Source organism: Streptomyces cirratus (assembly GCF_014650775.1).
In the GTDB taxonomy this organism is placed as follows: Bacteria; Actinomycetota; Actinomycetes; order Streptomycetales; family Streptomycetaceae; genus Streptomyces; species Streptomyces cirratus.
Map to the genome: position 1 here is coordinate 35833 of NZ_BMVP01000023.1, position 21467 is coordinate 57299.

The following is a 21467-nucleotide window of genomic DNA, read 5'->3' on the forward strand; positions in this document are numbered from 1 at the left end:
CATGAATGACTGGCCCGAGCCCGAGGGTCCGCAGCGGATGCGGCACGTCCAGCGGCAGCAGCAGCCGCCCGTCCGGCAGCCCGGCCCGCCGCGGCAGCCCGCCGACCCCCCGGTGCGGCAGCCCACGTACGGCGTGCCGCCGCAGCAGGCGCAGAGCCCCGGCGGCTACGACAGCGGCTACAACACGGGGCAGGTCTACGGCGCGCCCGCGGGCGGTGGCTCCGGCCGGCCGCCCGGCGGGCCGCGCCGCCCGGGGCAGGGCGGCGACGGCCCCGTACCCGTCCGCGTCGTCGTCGACTGGCGCAAGCGGATCAAGATCGGCTCGATCGTCCTCGTCTCCGCGCTGGTGATCACCACGGTCGGCACCTACTTCTGGGCCGACTCCAAGGTGCGCCGCGAGGTGGACCTGTCGAAGGTCATCGAGCGCCCCAAGGAGGGCGACTGCACGACGTACCTCATCGTCGGCTCCGACAGCCGCGAGGGCATGTCCGACGAGGAGAAGAGGAAGCTCCACACGGGCTCGGCCGAGGGCAAGCGCACCGACTCGATGATGGTCCTGGCGAAGTGCTCCAGCGGCAACACCATGATCTCGCTGCCGCGCGACTCCGACGTGGAGATCCCCTCGTTCGTCGGCTCGCAGTCCGGGAAGAAGTTCCCCGCCCAGGGTCGCCGGGTCAAGCTCAACGCGGCGTACGCGGAGGACGGCCCCGAGCTGCTGGTGCGCACGATCGAGTTCAACACCGGCCTGCGCATCGACCACTACGCGGAGATCGGCTTCGCCGGCTTCGCGAACATCGTGGACGCGCTGGGCGGCGTGGAGCTGGACATCGAGAAGGGGTTCAAGGACGAGAAGTCCGGAGCCGACTTCAAGGCGGGCCGGCAGACCCTGAACGGCAGCCAGTCGCTGGCGTTCGTCCGCACCCGCTACGCCTTCGCCGAGTCGGACCTGCAACGGACGAAGAACCAGCAGAAGTTCCTGTCGGCGCTGGCCAGTCAGGCGGCGACGCCGTCGACGATCCTCAACCCCTTCTCGCTGTACCCGGTGATGGGCGCGGGGCTGGACACGGTGATCGTGGACAAGGACATGGGGCTGTGGGACATGGGCCAGATGTTCTTCGCCATGAAGGGCGTCAACGGCGGTGACGGCGTGTCGATGAACATGCCGATCTCCGGTGAACGCGGCGGCAACCTGATCTGGGACAAGGCCAAGGTGCAGCAGCTGGTGAAGCAGATCCAGAACGACGAGAAGGTCACCGTGCAGAGCCGCTGAGGGCGCGCGGGGGCACGACGGCGCGCGGGGAGGCGCACGACGACAGCGTGCGCCGGGTGTACGGGGCCGGTCCGGTAGGTTGCCGATCCCCGCCCCTGGAGCGCCCATGTCCCTGCACCCGTCCCCGCGGGCCTTCGCCGGGCCGCAGTCAGACGGTGACCACCTCGCGAGCCCGCCCACCATCCCCGGACAGGCGGCGCCCGGGAGGGCGGCCGGGTCGCGGCTGCGCGCCCTGGACGGGCTGCGCATCGTCGCCGCGGTGGCCGTGCTCCTCCACCACTACACGCGCGAGGGAATCTGGGGGCGCGACGCCTTCGGCTGGTTGACGACGCTGGGCCGGTACAGCTGGCTCGGCGTCGAGCTGTTCTTCATGATCAGCGGCTTCGTCATCTGCATGTCGGCCTGGGGCCGCCCGCTCGGCGGCTACCTGCGCAGCCGGGTGATCCGCCTCGGACCGGCCTATTGGTTCTGCGTCCTGGTCACCGCGGCCGTCCTGCTCGTCGCCGGCAAGCCGTTCGGCGGGGCCGGGCCCGGGCTGAGTCAGGTCCTGACGAACCTGACGATGTTCCAGACACCACTCAAAAGCGGTCAACTGGACATGTCGTACTGGACGCTGTGGTCCGAGGTCCGGTTCTACCTGCTCTTCGCCGTGGTCGCCTGGACGGGGCTGACGTACCGCAAGGTGCTCAACTTCTGCTGGATCTGGACGGTGGCCTCGCTGCTCGCGCCCACGTCCGGGCTGACCGTCCTCGACACCATCGCGAACCCGGTCTACTCGCCGCTGTTCGTCTCCGGCATCTGCTTCCACCTGATCCGCCGGGAGGGCCCGCGCGCGGCGGAGCCCTGGGCCCTGCTGGGCTTCTCGTGGCTGCTGATGCAGCGCTGGCTGAACGACATCGTCCACTGGAACACCGTCAAGGGCGACCGGCTGTCGTGGGAGGCCTGCCTGGTGGTCGTGAGCGCCTGCTACCTCGTGATGGCCGCCGTGGCCCTGCGCCGGCTCGACCGCATCGACTGGCGGTGGCTGTCCGTCGGCGGCGCGATGTCGTACCCGCTGTACCTGCTGCACCAGCAGATCGGCATCACCCTGCTGCGCCGTTGGCAGGGTGACGTCGAGCCGTGGACCCTGCTGCTGTCGGCGGTCGCCGTGATACTGGCGGCGTCCTGGCTGATCCAGCGCTACGTGGAACCGCCGTCCGCCCGGCTGCTGAGGCGCTGGCTCGAAAGCCGGCCGGCGCGGACCGCCTGACGTCCGGACACGGCAGAAGGGGCGCCCCCGAGGGGGGCGCCCCTTCCACACGTCCTCCGCCGTTACTTGCCGGCGCGGGCGCGGAGCTTCCACGGCATGGCGATGGACTCCAGCTGGACCGCCAGGTTCATCTTGGACTCGCCGACGGTGCGGTCCTCGAAGTGGATCGGGACCTCCATCACCTGGAAGCCGCGGCGCAGGGCCTTGTACTTCATCTCCACCTGGAAGCTGTAGCCGGCGCTGCCGATGGACGCGAGGTCGATCGCCTTGAGCGCGTCGGCGCTCCACAGGTTGAAGCCGCCCGTGATGTCGCGGACGCGGGTGCCGAGGATGGTGCTCGCATAGGCGTTGGCCCAGCGGGAGAGCAGCTTGCGGTGCGCGCCCCAGGCGTCGGAGAGGGTGCCGCCGGGGACGTAGCGGCTGCCGACGACCAGACCGGCGCCGGTGGAGCGGGCGACGCCCAGCATCTCGGCGATCTTGGCGGCGGGGTGGGAGCCGTCCGCGTCCATCTGGAGCACGTACTCGGCGCCGTCCTCGACGGCCTTGGCCATGCCGGCCGCGTAGGCGCGGCCGAGGCCGTCCTTGGCGGTGCGGTGCAGGACCGACATGCGCGGCTTGCCGTCCTCGGTGAGGAAACCCTCGGCGAGCTCGCCGGCGATCTTGCCGGTGCCGTCGGGCGAGGAGTCGTCGACGACCAACAGGCGCAGGCCCGGCTGGTCGAGGCCCATGATCAGCTCGACCATGCCCGGCAGGTTGCCCGCTTCGTTGTACGTGGGCATGACCACGGTGAGCGGGGTGTGCGCCCAGCTGTCGGGGAGCTTCGTGGTTGCGACGTCGGTCGCGCGGGGAGTCTGCTGCTCGCCTATCACAGGGTTATGCCTCACTGGAGTTGGTCACCGGTCAGAGGAGAAGCGGACGGACGCGGAAGGCAATTCCGCCTCGCACCACACGCGTGCCCCTGCGCGGAGTTCGTTGTCAGCCCCTACGACGGCGCCGTCCCCGATGACCGCGCCGTCAAGCACCGTGCGCGTACCCACCGAAGCGCGGGCGCCGATCAGGCTGGCGCTCACGTTGGTGTCCGCACCGATGATCGCGCCTTCCAGGACGATGGAGCCCTGGACGACCGCTCCCGCCCCGATGCGGGCGCCAGCCCCGACAACGGTACCGCCCGACAGCTTGGCGCCTTCCGCCACCTCGGCACCCGGGAGCACCAGGGACTCACCGCGCGGGCCGGGGACGGCCGGGGAGGAGACGATCCCGCGTACGAGGTCCGCGGAGGCCTGGACGAAGGACTCGGGCTTGCCGAGGTCCAGCCAGTAGGTGTCCTCGGTGACGCCGTGCAGCTTGGCGCCGGAGGCGAGGAGGCCGGGGAAGGTCTCGCGCTCGACGGATACCGGTCGGCCGGCCGGGATGGAGTCGATGACGCTGCGGCGGAAGACGTAGCAGCCGGCGTTGATCTGGTCGGTGACGATCTCCTCGGGGGTCTGCGGCTTCTCGGTGAAGGCCAGCACCCGCCCGTCGGCATCGGTGGGGACCAGGCCGAAGGCACGCGGGTCCTCGACCCGCACCAGGTGCAGGGAGACGTCGGCCTCTGCCGCCTGGTGGGACTCGACCAGGCCGGCGATGTCCAGGCCGGTGAGGATGTCGCCGTTGAAGACGAGGACGGGGGCGTCCGGTCCACCCGTCAGCCGCTGGGCGGCGTTGCGGATGGCGCCGCCGGTGCCGAGGGGCTCGTCCTCGACGACGTACTCCAGCTTGATGCCGAAGTCCGAGCCGTCACCGAAGTAGGGCTCGAAGACCTCGGCGAGGTAGCAGGTGGCCATCACGATGTGGGTGACACCGGCGGCGGCGGCCCTGGCTATCTGGTGTGCGAGGAACGGAACACCCGCGGCCGGAACCATCGGCTTGGGGGTGTTCACCGTCACGGGACGCAGCCGCGTCCCTTGCCCGCCAACCAGCAGGATCGCTTCCGTCATTGCTTTCTCCCCAACCGGTTCGGGCGTACGAAGGTTCAAATTTAGCCCATCAGCAGGCACGCAAAGGCCGGAGGTGGCTGGCCCCAGCCTCCTCCGGCCCCCTGTGCGTGCTACGGCAGGTTGCGCGCCATGACGATGCGCTGGACCTGGTTGGTGCCCTCGTAGATCTGGGTGATCTTGGCGTCGCGCATCATGCGCTCGACCGGGTAGTCGCGGGTGTAGCCGTAGCCGCCCAGGAGTTGGACGGCGTCGGTGGTGACCTCCATGGCGACGTCGGAGGCGAAGCACTTGGCCGCGGCGCCGAAGAACGTGAGGTCGGAGTCGACCCGTTCGGACTTGGCGGCGGCCGAGTACGTGAGCTGGCGGGCGGCCTCGATCTTCATGGCCATGTCGGCGAGCATGAACTGCACGCCCTGGAAGTCGCCGATCGGCTTGCCGAACTGCTTGCGCTCCTGGACGTAGCCCTTGGCGTAGTCCAGGGCGCCCTGGGCGATGCCGAGGGCCTGGGCCGCGATGGTGATGCGGGTGTGGTCCAGGGTCTTCATCGCGGTGGCGAAACCGGTGCCCTCGGCGCCGATCATGCGGTCCGCGGGGATCCGCACGTTGTCGAGGTAGACCTCGCGGGTCGGGGAGCCCTTGATGCCGAGCTTCTTCTCGGGGGCGCCGAAGGAGACGCCCTCGTCCGACTTCTCGACGACGAAGGCGCTGATGCCCTTGGAGCGCTTCTCCGGGTCGGTGACCGCCATGACGGTGTAGTACTCGGAGACGCCCGCGTTGGTGATCCAGCGCTTGACGCCGTTGAGGACCCAGAAGTCGCCGTCGCGCACCGCGCGGGTCTTCATGCCCGCGGCGTCGGATCCCGCGTCGGGCTCCGAGAGGGCGTACGAGAACATCGCGTCGCCCTTGGCCAGCGGGCCGAGGTACTTGGCCTTGAGCTCCTCGGAGCCGGACAGGATCACCGGGAGGGAGCCGAGCTTGTTCACGGCCGGGATGAGGGAGGAGGAGGCGCAGACGCGGGCCACTTCCTCGATCACGATCACGGTGGCGAGCGCGTCCGCGCCCGCGCCGCCGTAGGTCTCGGGCACGTGGACGGCGTGCAGGTCGTTGGCGACCAGCGCGTCGAGGGCCTCCTGCGGGAAGCGGGACTCCTCGTCGACCGTCGCGGCGAACGGCAGGATCTTCGCCTCGGCGAGCGAGCGGACGGACTCGCGGAGCATGTCGTGCTCCTCGGCCGGGCGGTACAGGTCGAAGTCGGCAGAACCCGCCAAGATCTCTCACTCCCCAGGTGTGATGCGTGGTGCGCGCTGCGTGATGTCGGCGCGCGATCCGTGATGCTAACTACCGTTAAGTAACCCGAAGCTTAGTCTCCGGCGTCAGGGCAGCGATATGTACGGCGTACGTGAGCTGCGTGACAGCGGGGGCGTGTGGTGCCTTCGTCCGGAGCGTCCCCAGGGTCGGGCCCGACTATGCTCAGTGGCCGCAAACGGCCCCGCACCTCTGGAGCACCCATGGCCCCCCTCAAGATCACTGTGATCGGCACCGGTTACCTCGGCGCGACGCACGCCGCCGCCATGGCCGAGCTGGGCTTCGAGGTGCTGGGCCTGGACGTGGTGCCGGAGAAGATCGAGATGCTGGCCGCGGGCCGCGTCCCGATGTACGAGCCCGGACTGGAGGAACTGCTGGCCGCGCACGTGGCCGGGCTGCCGGGGTCGTCCGGGCGGCTGCGCTTCACCCACTCCTGGGAGGAGGTCGGCGCCTTCGGCGACGTCCACTTCCTGTGCGTGAACACTCCGCAGAAGCACGGCGAGTACGCCTGCGACATGTCGTACGTGGATTCCGCGCTGGAGTCGCTGGCCCCGCACCTGACCCGGCCCGTGCTGGTCGTGGGCAAGTCCACGGTCCCGGTGGGCTCGGCGGAGCGGCTCTCGGCGAAGCTGGCGGCGCTGGCCCCGGCGGGCGCGGACGCGGAGCTGGCGTGGAACCCGGAGTTCCTGCGGGAAGGCTTCGCGGTGCAGGACACCCTGCACCCGGACCGGATCGTGATCGGCGTGCAGGGCGACCGCGGCGAGAAGGTGCTGCGGGAGGTCTACGAGACGCCGATGGCGGAGGGCACGCCGCTGGTGGTGACCGACTTCCCGACCGCGGAGCTGGTCAAGACGGCCGCCAATTCCTTCCTCGCGACGAAGATCTCCTTCATCAACGCGATGGCCGAGGTGTGCGAGGCGGCCGGCGGTGACGTGGTGAAGCTGGCCGAGGCGATCGGCTACGACGAGCGGATCGGCTCCAAGTTCCTGCGGGCCGGGATCGGCTTCGGCGGCGGCTGCCTGCCCAAGGACATCCGGGCTTTCATGGCGCGGGCGGGCGAGTTGGGCGCGGACCAGGCGCTGACGTTCCTGCGGGAGGTCGACTCCATCAACATGCGCCGCCGCGGGCACATGGTCGAGCTGGCGCGCGAGGCGGTCGGCGGCTCGTTCCTCGGCAAGCGCGTCGCGGTGCTCGGCGCCACCTTCAAGCCGGACTCCGACGACGTGCGCGACTCCCCCGCGCTGAACGTGGCCGGGCAGATCCACCTCCAGGGCGGCCAGGTCACCGTCTACGACCCCAAGGGCATGGACAACGCGCGGCGGGTCTTCCCGACCCTCGGCTACGCGGACTCGGCCGTCGCGGCGGCCCGGGGCGCGGAGGTCGTGCTGCACCTCACCGAGTGGCGGGAGTTCCGCGAGCTGGACCCGGCCGCGCTGGGCGAGGTCGTCACGGACCGGCTGGTCCTGGACGGCCGCAACGCCCTCGACCCCGACCTGTGGCGGGGCGCCGGCTGGACGTACCGGGCGATGGGGCGGCCGCGCGCCTGAGAGGCCGGACCGGGGACGGACACCGCGCGCCTGAGGGACCGGACCGGGGACGGACACCGCGCGCCTGAGGGACCGGACCGGGGACGGACACCGCGCGCCTGAGGCCCGCGTCCGGTCCGCCGCCGCCTGAGGCCCGGGCAGGGTCCGCCCGGCCCGCCCGAGGGCCGCGGATCGGTAGAGTGGCGGCCGATGAGCGCTACGAGCAGCCCTCCGGCCGTCCCCGACGCAGCCGCGGCGGCCCCGCACGACGGGCACGCGACCCCCCGGGCTGCCGGGCGCGGCCGCGGCGCGCTCCTGGGCGTGGCCGCCCTCTGGCTCGCCACCCGCGCGCTGATGCTGTGGATGCTCGTGCACGACTTCCACAGCTCGAACCTCGTCCGTGTGGACATCAGCGGGACGTACCACAACTGGTACGACGTCCTGGTCACCTGGTCGATGCCGCACGACGACATCACGTGGCAGTACCCGCCGGCGGCCGCGGCGATCTTCCTCTCGCCCGACCTGCTGCCGTTCCTCACCTACTTCCAGGCCTTCGTCGCCCTGACGGTGCTCTGCGACGGCGTGGTCCTCGCCGGTCTGCTCCGCGCCGCCCGCCGCGGCGACGGAAGCATGGCCGGCGCCCTGCTCTGGCTGCTCACGCTGCCGCTGCTGATGGCGACGCCGTTCGCGCGCTACGACGTCCAGGTGACGCTGCTCGCGGTCGCTTCGCTGCTGTGCCTGCGCCACCGCCCTCGGCTCGGCGGGGTGATCGCGGGCGTCGGCGCGATGGTCAAGGTGTGGCCGCTGCTCACCCTGCTGGGTACCCCGCGCGGCAGGTCCACGCGGGAGGCCGTCATCGCGGCGGCGCTGTCCTGCGCGGCGCTGCTCGCCGTCTTCGCGGTCCTGTTCCGGGACTCCCTGGGCTTCCTCGGCAACCAGGGCGGCCGCGGCGTCCAGGTCGAGTCCCTCGGCGGCTCGGCGCTGATGCTCGCCATGAGGACGGGGGCCTGGCCCGGAAAGATCACCTTCCAGTACGGCGCCTTCGAGTACGTCGGCCCGTACGTCCCGGCCATCGCGCGGGCCTCGCTCGCCCTGACCGTGATCGGTTTCCTGCTGCTGCTCCTGTGGCGGGTGCGGGCCCGTCGCTGGACGACCGCCACCCCGCTGGACGCCGCACTGTGCGCGGTCATGGTGTTCACGGTGACCAGCCGGGTCATCAGCCCGCAGTACATGGTCTGGCTGCTCGGTCTCGCGGCCGTCTGCCTGACCTCCAGGCACACCACCCAGCGCCCGGTCGCGTGGCTGCTGGCCGCCGCCGCGGTGCTCACGTCGCTGGTCTTCCCCGTCTGGTACGCGGACGTCCTGCAGAACACCTGGTTCGGCACGTTCCTGCTGTGCGCCCGCAACGGCCTGCTGCTCTACGCGACCGTCTGGTCCGGAGTCCGGCTGTGGAAGGCGACCGTCCCCGCCGTGCCCGGGGACGGCGAGAGCGCCGGGCCGGCCCGGGCACCGGAGGCCGCCCGGGCCTCGCGCGGCTAGATCCGGGCGCTTGGACCGCTCGGCTATACCGTGCGGCTAGGCCGGGCGGCGGTGTTGGGCCGCGCGGGCGGTGAACTCCGCGTCGCGCAGGACGCGTTGGGCGTTGCCCCAGGTGAGCAGGGCCAGGTCGGGTTCCGTCCAGCCGCGCTCCAGCAGTTCGGCGACCAGCCTCGGGTAGCCCGACGGGTCGGTCAGGCCGGCCGGGCGGGGGCTGCCGGGCTCGGCTCCGAACGCCGCACCGAGGCCGACGCCGTTCGGGCCCGCGAGCGCCCGTACGTGGTCCACGTGGTCGGCCACCGCGTGCAGGGAGTCCCCGGTCCGCTCGGTGTCGAAGGTGACCATCGCCAGCCCGCCCGCCGCGCGCAGCGCGAGCAGCACCTCGTCGGTCACGTTCCCCGGACGCGGATTGAGGGCGGCGGCCCCGGTGTTCGAGATGATGACCGGCGCCTTCGAGGCGCCCGCGAGCTGGCAGGCCACCGCCGACGGGCATCCCGCCAGGTCGACCAGCATCCCCAACCGGTTCATCTCCTTGACCACCTCGTGGCCGAAGACCGTGAGGCCCTCCCGCGCCCAGGGCGCCCCGGCCGGCGCGAGGGCGCGTACGCCCAGCGCGTGGAAGGCGCGCAGCGCCCCCAGCGAGCCGCTCAGCGTACGGCCCGGCACCGGGCCGAGGAACGCGGCGATCCGGCCCCGGTTGCGGGCGTCCACCATGTCGTCGGGGGTCAGCGCGAGACACAGGCTGTCGGGGTAGCGGCGCACGAGGGACAGCGCCACGTCGATCTGCTCCAGCGTGTCCGACACCACCTGGTCGCAGGCCGGCGCCTCGCTCGGCGTCAGCAGGGACCAGAACTGCGCGCCGACCCCGCCGGCGCGCAGCCTCGGGATGTCGGTGTCGACGCCGAGGTCCGGGGTGTCGATGTCGTGGTACGGGCTCTGGCGCAGGGTCCAGACGAGGGTGTTGCACCCGTCGGCGACGGGGTGCTCGGACAGCAGCTCCATGGCCCGGTCCAGGGCTCCGGGCGCCGCACCCGGCGCGGCGAGGTCGTCGGATCCCAAGCACCCTGGGCCCACGTCGGTGCCGGGGCTCTGGAGGGGTTCGTCCTGCAAGTCGGCCATGGCGTTCGCTCCGGTCTCGGCGCAGCAGGGAGAGAAGCGGGGTTCGTCCTGGCCACGGTGACACGCCGGGCGCACGGGTTCACGGCGGGTGTGGCGTTCGGGTGTCACCGCGGTGCGGGCACCCGAACGCCAAGGCGTCCCGGGTTCTAGATCACCGCGTTGGAGGGGCCGCGGCTGGCCGAGAGGTCGCGCGCCACCGCCTCGGCGTCGCGCAGCGCCCGTACCGCGTTGGACCAGGTCAGCTTGGCCAGGTCGGCCCGCGACCAGCCGCGGGTCAGCAGCTCCGCGATCAGGTTCGGGTAGCCCGATACGTCGTCCAGTCCGGACGGGGTGAACGCCGTGCCGTCGTAGTCGCCGCCGATTCCGATGTGGTCGACGCCCGCCACCTCGCGCATGTGGTCGAGGTGGTCCGCGACGGTCGCCGCCGTGGCGACCGGGCGCGGCCGCTCCGCCTCGAAGGCCCGGTGCAGGGCCATCGCCTCGGGGGAGGTGTCGAGGTGGTGGAAGCCGTGCGCGCGCAGGTTCTCGTCCGCCGCCAGGGTCCACTCGACGGCGGCGGTGAGGATGAACTTGGGCACGAAGGTGGCCATGGCCACCCCGCCGTTGGCCGGGAGCAGGGCCAGCACGTCGTCCGGGACGTTGCGCGGGTGGTCGCACACGGCCCGCGCGGAGGAGTGCGAGAAGATCACCGGCGCGGTGGACACCTCGATGGCGTCGCGCATCGTCGTCGCGGCGACGTGCGAGAGGTCGACGAGCATGCCGATGCGGTTCATCTCGCGGACGACCTCGCGGCCGAAGTCGCTCAGACCGCCGTGGCGCGGCTCGTCGGTCGCCGAGTCCGCCCAGTCGATGGTGTCGTTGTGCGTGAGCGTCATGTACCGCACGCCCAGCCGGTGCAGGGCGCGCAGGGTGGCGAGCGAGTTGTTGATGGAGTGGCCGCCCTCGGCGCCCATCAGCGAGGCGATCCGGCCGTCGGCGCGGGCCGCTTCCATGTCGTCCGCCGTCAGCGCCCGGGCGAAGGCCTCGGGGTAACGGGTGATCAGCTGGTCCACGCCGTCGATCTGTTCGAGGGTGGCGCTGACCGCCGTGTCGCCCGCGTAGTCCGACCGTACGAAGACGGACCAGAACTGCGCGCCGACCCCGCCGGCGCGCAGCCGCGGGATGTCGGTGTGCAGGGTGCCGCGCTGGTCGCCTGCGACGTCGAGCCGGTCCAGGTCGTAGCGGGCCCGCTCGCGCAGCGCCCAGGGCAGGTCGTTGTGGCCGTCCACCACGGGGTGCTCGGCCAGCAGCTCGCGCGCCTCGGTCAGGCGCTGCGCGGCGCTCACTTGCCGAATCCGAACGACTCCGTGCCCGCGACCTTCGCACGCAGCCGCTTGCCCTTCTCGGTGGCCTGGTCGTTGAGCTCCTGCTGGAAGTCCCGCATCCGGGCCAGCAGCTCGGTGTCGTGCGCGGCCAGCATCCGTACGGCCAGCAGGCCGGCGTTGCGCGCTCCGGCGACGGAGACCGTGGCGACGGGAACCCCGGCGGGCATCTGCACGATCGACAGCAGGGAGTCCATGCCGTCGAGGTACCTGAGCGGCACCGGGACGCCGATCACGGGCAGCGGGGTGACCGACGCGAGCATGCCGGGGAGGTGGGCGGCTCCGCCGGCGCCCGCGATGATGGCCTTGAGGCCGCGCGCGTCGGCCTGCTCCCCGTACGCGATCATCTCGCGCGGCATCCGGTGCGCGGAGACGACGTCGACCTCGTAGGGGATCTCGAACTCGTCCAGCGCCTGGGCGGCGGCCTCCATGACCGGCCAGTCCGAGTCGGAGCCCATGACGATGCCGATGACGGGGCTCGCGGGGCCTGCGGTAGAGCTGGGGGTGCTCATTCGGTGATCGTCCCTCTGAGGTAGCCGGCTGCGTGACGTGCGCGCTCCAGCACATCGTCCAGGTCGTCGCCGTAGGTGTTGACGTGGCCGACCTTGCGGCCGTGTTTCACGTCCTTGCCGTACATGTGGATCTTGAGCTGCGGGTCGTGGGCCATGCAGTGCAGGTAGGCCGCGTACATGTCGGGGTAGTCACCGCCCAGGACGTTCGCCATGACCGTCCAGCGGGCGCGCGGGCGCGGGTCGCCCAGCGGCAGGTCGAGCACCGCCCGTACGTGGTTGGCGAACTGGGAGGTGACGGCGCCGTCCTGGGTCCAGTGGCCGCTGTTGTGCGGGCGCATGGCCAGTTCGTTGACCAGGATCCGGCCGTCGGTGGTCTCGAACAGTTCGACGGCCAGGTGGCCGGTCACGCCGAGTTCCTTCGCGATGCGCAGGGCCAGCGCCTGGGCCTCGCCCGCCAGCTCCTCCGACAGGTTCGGGGCGGGCGCGATCACCGTGTCGCAGACGCCGTCGACCTGGATGGACTCCACGACGGGGTAGGCCACCGCCTGGCCGTGCGGGGAGCGGACGATGTTGGCCGCGAGTTCGCGGACGTAGTCCACCTTCTCCTCGGCCAGGACCGGGACGCCCGCCTTGAACGGCGCCTCCGCGTCCTCGGGGGTGCGGACGAACCACACGCCCTTGCCGTCGTAGCCGCCGCGCACCGTCTTGAGGATGACGGGGAAACCGCCGACCTCGTCCGCGAAGGCCACCGCGTCCGCCGGATCGCTCACGATCCGGTGGCGGGGGCTGGGCGCGCCGATCTCGTCGAGCCGGGCGCGCATCACCCCCTTGTCGGCGGCATGCATCAACGCGTCGGGCCCCGGGCGGACGGGGATGCCGTCCGCTTCCAGGGCCCGCAGGTGCTCGATGGGTACATGCTCGTGGTCGAAGGTGATCACGTCACAGCCGCGTGCGAAGGCACGCAACGTCTCCAGGTCGCGATAGTCGCCGATGACGACATCGTTCACGACCTGGGCCGCGGAGTCCTGTGGGGTGTCACTGAGGAGCTTGAATCTGATGCCGAGGGGGATGCCCGCCTCGTGGGTCATGCGGGCGAGCTGTCCGCCGCCGACCATGCCGACTACCGGGAACGTCACACCCCCAGGGTATCCGTCGGTATTCCGCCATCCGGACGCAGCCCTGGCGAGGACTCGCCGTGGCGCCCCGTGTGCCGTGCGTCGCACGGGGCGCCACGGGCGGACGGAGCCGCGGGGCGGCACTTACCATGGACGGGCGACGAGATTCGGTTGACGGATACGTGTGACGCAGAAGACTGTGCGCCGAGACGTGGGTCGTCGACGACGAGTGACGCCTCCCGCACGGAGGGCGGCGACGACGGACAGGACTGAACCATCACATGAGCACGCCGAAGAACGTACCCGCCCTCGAACGCATACGCGGTATGGCACGGGAGGTCGCCAAGTTCGGGGCGGTCGGCGGGCTGGGCGTGCTGGTCAACATGGGTGTCTTCAACCTGATCCGCAGCACGACCGACCTCCAGGTGGTGCGCGCCAGCGTCATAGCGACCGTGGTGGCCATCGCGTCGAACTACCTCGGCTTCCGCTACTTCGCCTACCGGGACCGCGCCGACAACAGCAGCCACACCCGCACCCGTGAGCTGACGCTGTTCGCCGCGTTCAGCGTGATCGGCCTGGTCATCGAGAACGGCGTCCTGTACACCGCGACCTACGGGCTCGGCTGGGACGGTTCGCTCGCGACCAACTTCTTCAAGTTCGCCGGTATCGGAATCGCCACGATCTTCCGCTTCTGGTCCTACCGGACGTGGGTCTTCAAGGCGCTGCCCGTGCCCGCCGCGGCCTCGCTGGTCGTGGAACAGCGCGACGGGCAGGCCGCCGCGGCGGCTCCGGCAGCGCCTCTCGCGCCGGAGCCGACCGCGACCCCGGTCCGCTAGCGCACCCGGCCCGACGGACGGTCCGCTAACGCACCGGACGCTCGGGCTCCGTCGGCGCGGGCGCCGTCCGGCTGAGGAACAGGGCGAACACCGGCGGCTGCGTCTGGAGCAGCTCCAGGCGGCCGCCGTCCGCCTCCGCGAGGTCGCGGGCGACGGCGAGGCCGATCCCGGTCGAGTTGCGCCCGCTGATGGCCCGCTCGAAGATCCGGTTGCCGAGGTCGGGCGGAACGCCGGGGCCCTCGTCCGTGACCTCCAGCACCGCCTGGTTGCCGATGACCCGCGTGCGCAGCGCCACCGTGCCCCCGCCGTGCATCAGCGCGTTCTCCACGAGCGTGGCCAGCACCTGCGAGACCGCCCCCGGCGTTCCCACGGCCCGCATGCCCGTCTTGCCCGAGCGCACAATGGCCCGTCCGGCGCTGCGGTAGGCCGGCCGCCACTCCTCCACCTGCTGCTTGACGACCTCGTCCAGGTCGAAGGGGACCGCCGAGCCGGTCCGGGGGTCGCGGGAGTTCGTCAGGAGCCGCTGCACCACGTCCGTGAGCCGCTCCACCTGGGTCAGGGCGATGCTCGCCTCTTCCCGTACGGTCTCCAGGTCGTCGGTGACGGTGATCTCCTCCAGCCGCATCGACAGGGCCGTCAACGGGGTCCGCAGCTGGTGCGAGGCGTCGGCGGCCAGGCGCCGCTCGGCCGTGAGCATCCGGGCGATCCGCTCGGCGCTGGAGTCCAGTACGTCCGCCACCCGGTCCAGCTCGGGGACCCCGTAGCGCTTGTGGCGGGGCCGCGGGTCGCCCGAACCGAGCCGTTCCGCCGTCTCGGCGAGGTCGGTCAGCGGTGAGGCCAGCCGGTTCGCCTGGCGGACGGCGAGCAGCACGGCCGCCACGACGGCCAGCAGCGCCACCGCGCCGACTACCACCAGGGTCCGCCCGACCTCCTTGGTGACCGTGGAGCGGGACTCCTCGACCACCACCACCTCGCCCTGCTCCCCCCGGGCGGTACCGCGGATGACGCTGTCCGGGATCCGTTCGCCCACTTCGACGGGCGGCCGGCCGGGGACGCTGATGCGGGCGTACCTGCCCACGTCCAGCTGCTCGGCCAGTGCGGCCGCGTCGACCGGCTTGCCCTCCAGCACGTCCGTCTCGACGATGCCGACGAGCCGCAGCGCCTCCGACCCGATGCGCTCCTGGGCGCTGCTGGTGATCGTCCGGGTCTCCACGATGACGAGGGAGACCCCGAACACGGCGATCACGACGAGCACCACGGCGAGCGTGGAATTGATCAGACGGCGGCGCATGGCTCGGTCCGCACCCGGTTCTTCCTCAGCTCTTCTCGAAACGGAAGCCGACGCCCCGCACGGTCGCGATGTAGCGGGGGTTCGCGGCGTCGTCGCCCAGCTTCTTGCGGAGCCAGGAGATGTGCATGTCGAGGGTCTTGGTCGAGGACCACCAGGTGGTGTCCCAGACCTCGCGCATCAGCTGGTCGCGGGTCACGACCCGGCCCGCGTCCCGGACGAGGACCCGCAGGAGGTCGAACTCCTTGGCGGTGAGCTGGAGCTCCTCCTCGCCCATCCAGGCCCGGTGCGACTCGACGTCGATCCGCACCCCGTGCGTGGCCGGCGCCTGAGAGGACTCGTTCGCACCGCGCCGCAGCAGGGCCCGTACGCGCGCCAGCAGTTCGGCGAGCCGGAACGGCTTGGTCACGTAGTCGTCGGCGCCGGCGTCCAGGCCGACGACCGTGTCGACCTCGTCCGCGCGGGCGGTCAGCACCAGGATCGGGAAACCGTGCCCCTCCGCGCGCAGTCGTCGGGCCACCTCCAGACCGTCCATGCCGGGCAGGCCCAGGTCCAGGACGACGAGGTCGACGCCGCCCTGCAGCCCCGCGGCCAGAGCGGTGGGGCCGTCCTCCCGGACCTCGACCTCGTACCCCTCCCGGCGCAGGGCGCGGGCCAGGGGCTCCGAGATGGATGCGTCGTCCTCGGCGAGCAGTACACGCGTCATGTGGGTGATGGTAGTCCGCGGCGACCGAATCGTGGGCCAGCCCGCAGACCCCTGCCGATCTGGGCTTATGGACTAATGGGCGCCTTCGAATATGGTCGAACGGTTCCCGCGCCGCCTGTGATCCATATCTCAAGTCCTTCCATATGCCGCAGTGTCGTGTCGTATGGTGGCGAGACGCCTGATGCACTACCCAGGGGACCTTTGTGCCGAAAACCGAGCCAAGGGTCTCCCCTTCTGTCCTGGGTGGACCGGCGCCTTGATGCGTACACGTGTCAAGTGCAGCCCTGTCCGCCCCGGATGAAGTGAATGACCTAGGGGCCGGGCCCTCGCGCGAAGGTGCGCGCAGGGCGTGGATCCCGGTTACGGACCTTCCTTCGCTCCCACCCCGTGGGGCGAGACCCCGAGGCGTGGGGTGGGCGGCCCGTCGCCGGTGCCGGCCACCCCCCACCGGGCGCTGTTGAGCTCACGAAGCCAGGCGCCCGAATCAAAAGCAAGGATCGACCATGGCTTCCAGCCTGACGAAGGAACCGGCGGCTCCGGCCTCCGAGAAGACCTTCTTCGGCCACCCCCGTGGCCTGGCCACTCTGTTCATGACCGAGATGTGGGAGCGCTTCAGCTTCTACGGCATGAAGGCCCTTCTTCTCGTTTACCTGATCTCGGGTGGCCCGGATGCCAAGAAGGGCAGCCTGGGCGGCGGCATCGGCATGGACGAGGGCACGGCGATCGCCGTCTTCTCCATCTACGTCTCCATGGTGTATCTGCTCGCCATGCCGGGCGGATGGCTGGGCGACCGCGTCTGGGGTCCGCGCAAGACCGTGACGGTCGCGGCCGTGACGATCATGTCCGGCCACGTGATCCTGGCCCTGCCCGGACAGGCGACGTTCTACGTCGGTCTCGCGCTCGTCGCGATCGGCTCGGGCCTGCTCAAGGCCAACATCTCCACCATGGTCGGCCAGCTGTACAAGGACGCGGACGACCCGCGCCGCGACGGTGGCTTCACGATCTTCTACATGGGCATCAACGCGGGTGCCTTCTTCGCCCCGCTGGCCATCGGCACCGTGGGCCAGAAGGTCAACTGGCACCTGGGCTTCGCGATGGCGGCCGTCGGTATGGGCATCGGCCTCGCCGTCTTCCTGCTGGGCACCAAGCACCTGAACCCCGTCAGCTCGGTCGTCCCCAAGCCGCTGTCGGCCGAAGAGCGCACCTCGTGGCTGCGCAAGGTCGCCGTCTCGGTCGCCGTCGTGGCGGTCTTCTACACCGTCGTCGGCGTCGCCGGCATGTTCACCAAGGCGTGGGCGACCATCCCGCTCACCCTGGTCGGTCTGATCGTCCCGACCGCCGTGCTCGTGCGCATCAAGCGGGACAAGGAACTCGACCGCGGCGAGCAGTCGAAGATGACCGGCTACATCTGGTTCTTCGTGGCTGCCGCGGCCTTCTGGATGATCTACGACCAGGGCGCTTCGACGGTCCAGGCGTTCGGCGAGACCAAGGCTTCCGGCTCGCTGCTCGGCTTCGAGTTCCCCTCCTCCTGGTACCAGTCGCTGAACCCGGTCTTCATCATGGCGCTGGCCCCGGTCTTCGCCTGGATCTGGCTGTGGCTGAACCGCAAGGGCAAGGAGCCGAGCACCGTCGGGAAGTTCGCCGCCGGCCTGTTCTTCATCGGCGTTTCGTTCTTCTTCTTCCTGCTGCCGGTCGCCATGTCCTCGAACGGCCAGCTCGTCAGCCCGATGTGGCTCGTGGGCATCTACCTGATCCAGACGGTCGGCGAGCTGTGCATCTCCCCCGTCGGCCTGTCGGTCACCACGAAGATGGCCCCGCGCAAGTACGCGTCGCAGATGATGGGCGTATGGTTCCTGGCGGTGACGGCGGGTGACTCGATCACCAGCCTCCTGTCGGACCCGTCCGTCTTCGGTGTGGACCTCAACGGCACCGGCGCCGTGGCGATCGAGGCCACCTTGGCCACGCTGGCCGCCCTCGCGGTCTTCATGTACCGCAAGAAGGTCAAGGAACTCATGGGCGACGTGCGCTGACGCACTCCCGCACATGTGAAGGGCCCGGCACACCGGAAGGTGTGCCGGGCCCTTCGGCTTGCCCGGGCCGCCTCGGCCTTGAGCTGCCCCAAAGTTCGCCGGTCCGGCGGATGAAAAGCGCATGTCCGCCGAACCGGACGCTACCGAGCAGGAGCGATCACCCCCAGGGGATTCCGTCGGGTATGGCTCGAAGGGCGGACAGCAGGGTCAGCGGTTGCCGCGCAGGCGGCGCCAGGGGGTGAAGGTGAAGACCGCCGCGCCGAGCAGGACGACCGTGCCGGCGACCAGGCCCAGGGCCTTGAGGCCGCCGCCGTCAGCCGCGCCGGTCTCGGCGAGGCCACCCGAGGCGGCGGAGCCGCTGGTGGTGCTGCCGGTGGTGGACGGCGAGCCGGAGCCGCCGGGCTGGGCGGTGGTGTCCAGTTCCAGCGAGACGCCGCTGCTGGTGGCCTTGCAGGGGACGTTGATCGGCGTGGCGCCCGGGGCCATCGTGACGTCGATCGTCAGCTGGTCCGGGCTGAGCGTCACCTTGCCGGTCTTGCCGGGCTTGTAGGTGCCGGTCATGTCGCTGAGGCTGACCGGGGCCTTGTCCGGGATCGGCTCGGCGTTGGCCGGGCCGGTGACCTTGACGGTGCCGCTGTCGGCGCCGCCGAGCTTGATGTCCATCGAGGGCTTGAGGGCCCCCGCCGGCAGGGCCATGGGGCTGGCCATCGCGCCCTTGGCGGTCTTGACGGTGAGGTCGTAGCCGCTGCCGTTCTTCTTCGCGTTGATGGTGACCGGGGTCTTGATGCCGCCGGGGACGACGACCCCGCAGTCGAAGGCGACCTCGACGGGCTTGCCGGGGAAGTCGGTCTGGCCGCCGGTGCCGCCGGTGGTCGAGCCGCCCGTGGTGGAGCCGGTCGTGGTGCCGCCGGTGGTCGAGCCGCCCGTGCCGGAGCCACCGGTCGTGGTGCCGCCGGTGGTGGAGCCGCCCGTCGTGCCGCCTCCGCCCTCGGTGACCTTGATGGTGGCGCCGACCCCGGCCGCCTCTTGCGGGGAGCACTTCGTGATGAAGCCGCTGAAGTCCACGTCGTACTTGCCCGGCGTGATGGTGACGTCACCCGCCTTGGTCAGCTTGACCTTGCCTTTCATGTCGGACATGACCATGGGGGCCTTCTTCGGGATGGGCGGGTTCTTCCGCTCCCCCTCCAGCTTGACCTCGGCACTGAGCGCGCCGCCGAGCTTCACGTAGCCGGTGGGCTTGACGGTGTCCTTGCCCAGGTCCATGAGGTCGGTGTTGTTCGAGGCCGGTTTGACGGTCTTCCAGACCACCTCGACCTCGTCGCCGACCTTCGCGGTGGCGGGCGCGGTGATGGAGACGGTGGTGGTGCCCTGGACCGGGCCGCCACCGCCCGCCGGCGGGATGCACTCCACCTTGTAGGAGACGTCGGCCGCCTGGGCGGGGGCGGCCGCCAGCAGGATGCCCGCGCCGCCGAACAGCAGCGCGACAGCGGCCGCGCTCACCCTCCGTTGGGTCTTCACGAATGTCCCTTCGTCGTCGGACTGTTCTCGGATGGTGCGGATGTCTGCGGTGTACGTGGTGCTGGTGATGCTGTTGATGCTGGTGGTGCGTCTGGTTCCGGCGCGCTGTCCGGGGTGAACCACGGCAGTACCGCCGTGGGGGCTTCGGGATCCGCCTCGGGGGCGGCCGGGGCGACGTGCGGGCGGACCCGGTCGACCACGGCCATGCCGGTACGGAAGACGGCTGCCGGGATCACCACCAGCAGCAGGGCCCAGAACAACAGCACCCCGTACGGGCGCCCCACGCCCCAGGGCTGCGTTGCCACCACCTTGTCCCCGTACTTGAGCGAGACCGTGTAGTCCCCGTGGGCGCCGGCGGCCAGGCTCACGTCCAGCCGGATCTCGGCCTTGCCGCCGGGCGCGATGGTGCCCTTCCAGCGGGCCTCCTCCCACAGGGGCGCGTACACCCCGTGCGAGGTGCCGAGCTGGAAGACGGGGTCCTTGACCGGGGCCGAGCCGAGGTTGCCTACGGTGACGGTGAACTTCCGCGCGGGCGGCGCCCCGAACCAGGTCAGGACCCCGTCGTCGCCCTCCAGCCGGACCCCGGTGAGCAGTGCGAGGCGGCCCGTGCCGGACTCCGCGGGCAGCTCGGCCACGGGGTGGTCGGTGATCTTGAAGGGAAGGGCGACGGTGGACTGGTCCCCGTTGACGGAGGTCACGTTCACCACGCAGGGGCACGGCTTGGGCGGCCCCACGACGGGGAGCTGCGCGGTGAAGTGCCCGTCGCCGCCGACCGAGACGGCCACCCCGTCGGCGTTGGCGCAGCTGTTGGTGCCGCCGATCATGTTCTGTCCGCAGATCAGCAGCATCACCAGCGTCCCGGCCCGCCAGCCGGTACCGGTGACGGTGAGGCCCGCGCCCTTGGCGGCCTCCTGGAGCGAGAGCGCGGCGGTGGGCTTGCCCTCGGCGGCCACGGCGGCCGGGGCGGCTGCGGGGAGCAGCACCAGGGCGAACACCGCCAGCCCCGTCGTGAGCAGGGCGGCGATCCGCGTGCGGGCCGTCCCGGCGGCGTTGGCACTCACCTGGACGCTCCCGTCAACTGTCGGCCCGTGGCGGGTGAATGGGGTTCCCGTACGTGGTCCTCGTGCCGGTCCGGTGCCTTGCGGGCGCGCCGGGCCCGCCGGGCGCGTACGAGGAGCAGGGCGGCCGCGGTGGTGGCGCCGAGGGCGAGGAGGCCGAGGCCGGTCCGGGCGGCGGGGGACCGGGGCAGGCACCACACGGAGGCGGCTGCCGTGGCCCGGGGGGCACCGGGGGCGGTGACGGTGAGCGTGAGGTGTACGCGGTCGAACTCCGGCGCGCCGGGCCACGGTTCGGCGAGCGCGACCCGCCGGCCCGGCAGCAGTTCCACCGGGAGGGCGTGCGGAGCGCGGCCGGGGGCCTCGCCGAAGCGGCCGTCGGCGCGGACGGCGAGGGTGGGGGCGAGGGTGACGTTGCCCCGGTTGACCAGGGTGTACGTGATGACCTCCGCCCCGGCCCCGCCCCGTACGGCGACGTCCTCGACGGTGAGGGCCGCCACGGCCGGGCCGCTGACGCGCAGGTGGACCCGTACGGCCACCTCGTGGCCCGCCTCGGCGGCGACCAGTGCGGCCGGGTGGTCGCCGGGCGGGGAGCCGGGCGGGAGGGTGACCGTGAAGGGCACCACCGCGCGCGTACGGGCGGGGAGCCGGACGGTCGCGCCCCGGCCGAAGCTGATCCACGAACCCGGGCCGGCGCCGGGGTTGCCGTCCGTACCGGGTCTCGCCGGCGGGCGTACGGCGAAGGACCCATCGGCGGTGTTGTAGGCGTCGGCTCCGCGCAGGGTGACGGTGTGCTCCTGGTCGGTGGGGTTGGCCAGCGCGAGGCTGTCGTCCAGCACCGTGCCGGGGCTGCCGGCGAGGTAGAAGTACGGGCGTGCGGCGGCACCCGCACGGCCCGCGGCCGGCTCGGCGGTCCAGCCGGGCCCGTCGGCGGCGCCGGCGGCCTGCGCGGGCAGGGCGGCCGGGGCGCCGAGCAGCGCGGCCGCCGTCAGGAGGGCGAGGCCGAGCCGCCTGGGCGTGTGGAGCAGGGGCGTGTGGAGCAGGGGCATGGGCGGGGCCGCTCCG

Annotated in this window: 18 protein-coding genes; 6 read left to right on the plus strand and 12 right to left on the minus strand. The window is 71.5% G+C overall.

All coding sequences use genetic code 11. The features are described from left to right. Position 1 precedes the first annotated feature (1 nt). The gene (locus IE207_RS30845; RefSeq protein ID WP_229874170.1) at positions 2-1270 is read left to right on the plus strand and encodes an LCP family protein; all 1269 of its coding nucleotides are present in this window, start codon (positions 2-4) and stop codon (positions 1268-1270) included. Positions 1271-1376: 106 nt separating this feature from the next. Then, positions 1377-2519: an acyltransferase family protein gene (locus IE207_RS30850; protein ID WP_190187638.1), complete on the plus strand. Its 1143-nt coding sequence runs from the start codon at positions 1377-1379 to the stop codon at positions 2517-2519. A gap of 62 nt (positions 2520-2581) precedes the next feature. Here IE207_RS30850 and IE207_RS30855 read toward each other — a convergent pair whose 3' ends face one another. The 3 genes from IE207_RS30855 to IE207_RS30865 form a co-directional block, all read right to left on the minus strand. Then, entirely contained in the window at positions 2582-3388 is an 807-nt protein-coding gene (locus IE207_RS30855; RefSeq protein ID WP_190187639.1) for a polyprenol monophosphomannose synthase, read from the minus strand. 24 nt (positions 3389-3412) lie between these two features. Next, entirely contained in the window at positions 3413-4495 is a 1083-nt protein-coding gene (gene manB / locus IE207_RS30860) for a mannose-1-phosphate guanylyltransferase (RefSeq protein WP_190187640.1), read from the minus strand. A 110-nt stretch (positions 4496-4605) separates the two neighbouring features. Then, positions 4606-5763: an acyl-CoA dehydrogenase gene (locus IE207_RS30865; protein WP_190187641.1), complete on the minus strand. Its 1158-nt coding sequence runs from the start codon at positions 5761-5763 to the stop codon at positions 4606-4608. A gap of 240 nt (positions 5764-6003) precedes the next feature. Between IE207_RS30865 and IE207_RS30870 the strand changes: the two genes are divergently transcribed. Together IE207_RS30870 and IE207_RS30875 are read left to right on the plus strand one after the other, a co-directional pair. Next, positions 6004-7347, plus strand: coding sequence for a UDP-glucose dehydrogenase family protein (locus IE207_RS30870; RefSeq protein ID WP_190187642.1), 1344 nt, complete (start codon positions 6004-6006; stop codon positions 7345-7347). 189 nt (positions 7348-7536) lie between these two features. Beyond that, positions 7537-8865: a glycosyltransferase family 87 protein gene (locus tag IE207_RS30875; RefSeq protein ID WP_190187643.1), complete on the plus strand. Its 1329-nt coding sequence runs from the start codon at positions 7537-7539 to the stop codon at positions 8863-8865. A gap of 36 nt (positions 8866-8901) precedes the next feature. On the opposite strand, the gene IE207_RS30880 is transcribed toward IE207_RS30875, so the two are convergent. From IE207_RS30880 to IE207_RS30895, 4 genes are all read right to left on the minus strand, one after another. Next, positions 8902-9981, minus strand: coding sequence for a membrane dipeptidase (locus tag IE207_RS30880; RefSeq protein WP_190187644.1), 1080 nt, complete (start codon positions 9979-9981; stop codon positions 8902-8904). Between the two features lie 146 nt (positions 9982-10127). After that, positions 10128-11306 (minus strand): dipeptidase, encoded by a 1179-nt coding sequence (locus IE207_RS30885; RefSeq protein ID WP_190187645.1) that lies wholly within the window; start codon positions 11304-11306, stop codon positions 10128-10130. Then, positions 11303-11854, minus strand: a complete 552-nt coding sequence (gene purE, locus IE207_RS30890) for a 5-(carboxyamino)imidazole ribonucleotide mutase (RefSeq protein ID WP_190187646.1) — start codon at positions 11852-11854, stop codon at positions 11303-11305. The genes IE207_RS30885 and purE overlap by 4 nt, the downstream gene beginning before the upstream one ends. Next, positions 11851-12990 (minus strand): 5-(carboxyamino)imidazole ribonucleotide synthase, encoded by a 1140-nt coding sequence (locus IE207_RS30895; RefSeq protein ID WP_268250217.1) that lies wholly within the window; start codon positions 12988-12990, stop codon positions 11851-11853. Before IE207_RS30895 ends, purE begins: the two co-directional genes overlap by 4 nt. 260 nt (positions 12991-13250) lie before the next feature. Here IE207_RS30895 and IE207_RS30900 point away from each other — a divergent pair, with 260 nt between their 5' ends. After that, entirely contained in the window at positions 13251-13805 is a 555-nt protein-coding gene (locus tag IE207_RS30900) for a GtrA family protein (RefSeq protein WP_190187648.1), read from the plus strand. A gap of 25 nt (positions 13806-13830) precedes the next feature. On the opposite strand, the gene IE207_RS30905 is transcribed toward IE207_RS30900, so the two are convergent. Together IE207_RS30905 and IE207_RS30910 are read right to left on the minus strand one after the other, a co-directional pair. Then, a complete protein-coding gene (locus IE207_RS30905; RefSeq protein ID WP_190187649.1) occupies positions 13831-15096 on the minus strand; it encodes a sensor histidine kinase in 1266 nt (421 codons plus the stop codon). 25 nt (positions 15097-15121) lie between these two features. Further along, on the minus strand, positions 15122-15799 hold the full coding sequence (locus IE207_RS30910) for a response regulator transcription factor (RefSeq protein WP_190187650.1): 678 nt from the start codon (positions 15797-15799) through the stop codon (positions 15122-15124). A gap of 503 nt (positions 15800-16302) precedes the next feature. Here IE207_RS30910 and IE207_RS30915 point away from each other — a divergent pair. Beyond that, the gene (locus IE207_RS30915; RefSeq protein ID WP_190187651.1) at positions 16303-17829 is read left to right on the plus strand and encodes a peptide MFS transporter; all 1527 of its coding nucleotides are present in this window, start codon (positions 16303-16305) and stop codon (positions 17827-17829) included. 207 nt (positions 17830-18036) lie between these two features. Here the strand turns inward: IE207_RS30915 and IE207_RS30920 are convergent, their stop codons facing one another. Genes IE207_RS30920 through IE207_RS30930 form a run of 3 tightly spaced genes read right to left on the minus strand, consistent with a single transcriptional unit; the run spans position 18037 to position 21451 of the window. Continuing rightward, positions 18037-19329, minus strand: coding sequence for a hypothetical protein (locus IE207_RS30920; RefSeq protein WP_190187652.1), 1293 nt, complete (start codon positions 19327-19329; stop codon positions 18037-18039). A gap of 14 nt (positions 19330-19343) precedes the next feature. Further along, on the minus strand, positions 19344-20408 hold the full coding sequence (locus IE207_RS30925) for a neocarzinostatin apoprotein domain-containing protein (protein WP_373304797.1): 1065 nt from the start codon (positions 20406-20408) through the stop codon (positions 19344-19346). Continuing rightward, positions 20405-21451: a COG1470 family protein gene (locus tag IE207_RS30930; RefSeq protein WP_190187653.1), complete on the minus strand. Its 1047-nt coding sequence runs from the start codon at positions 21449-21451 to the stop codon at positions 20405-20407. Before IE207_RS30930 ends, IE207_RS30925 begins: the two co-directional genes overlap by 4 nt. Positions 21452-21467 lie beyond the last annotated feature (16 nt).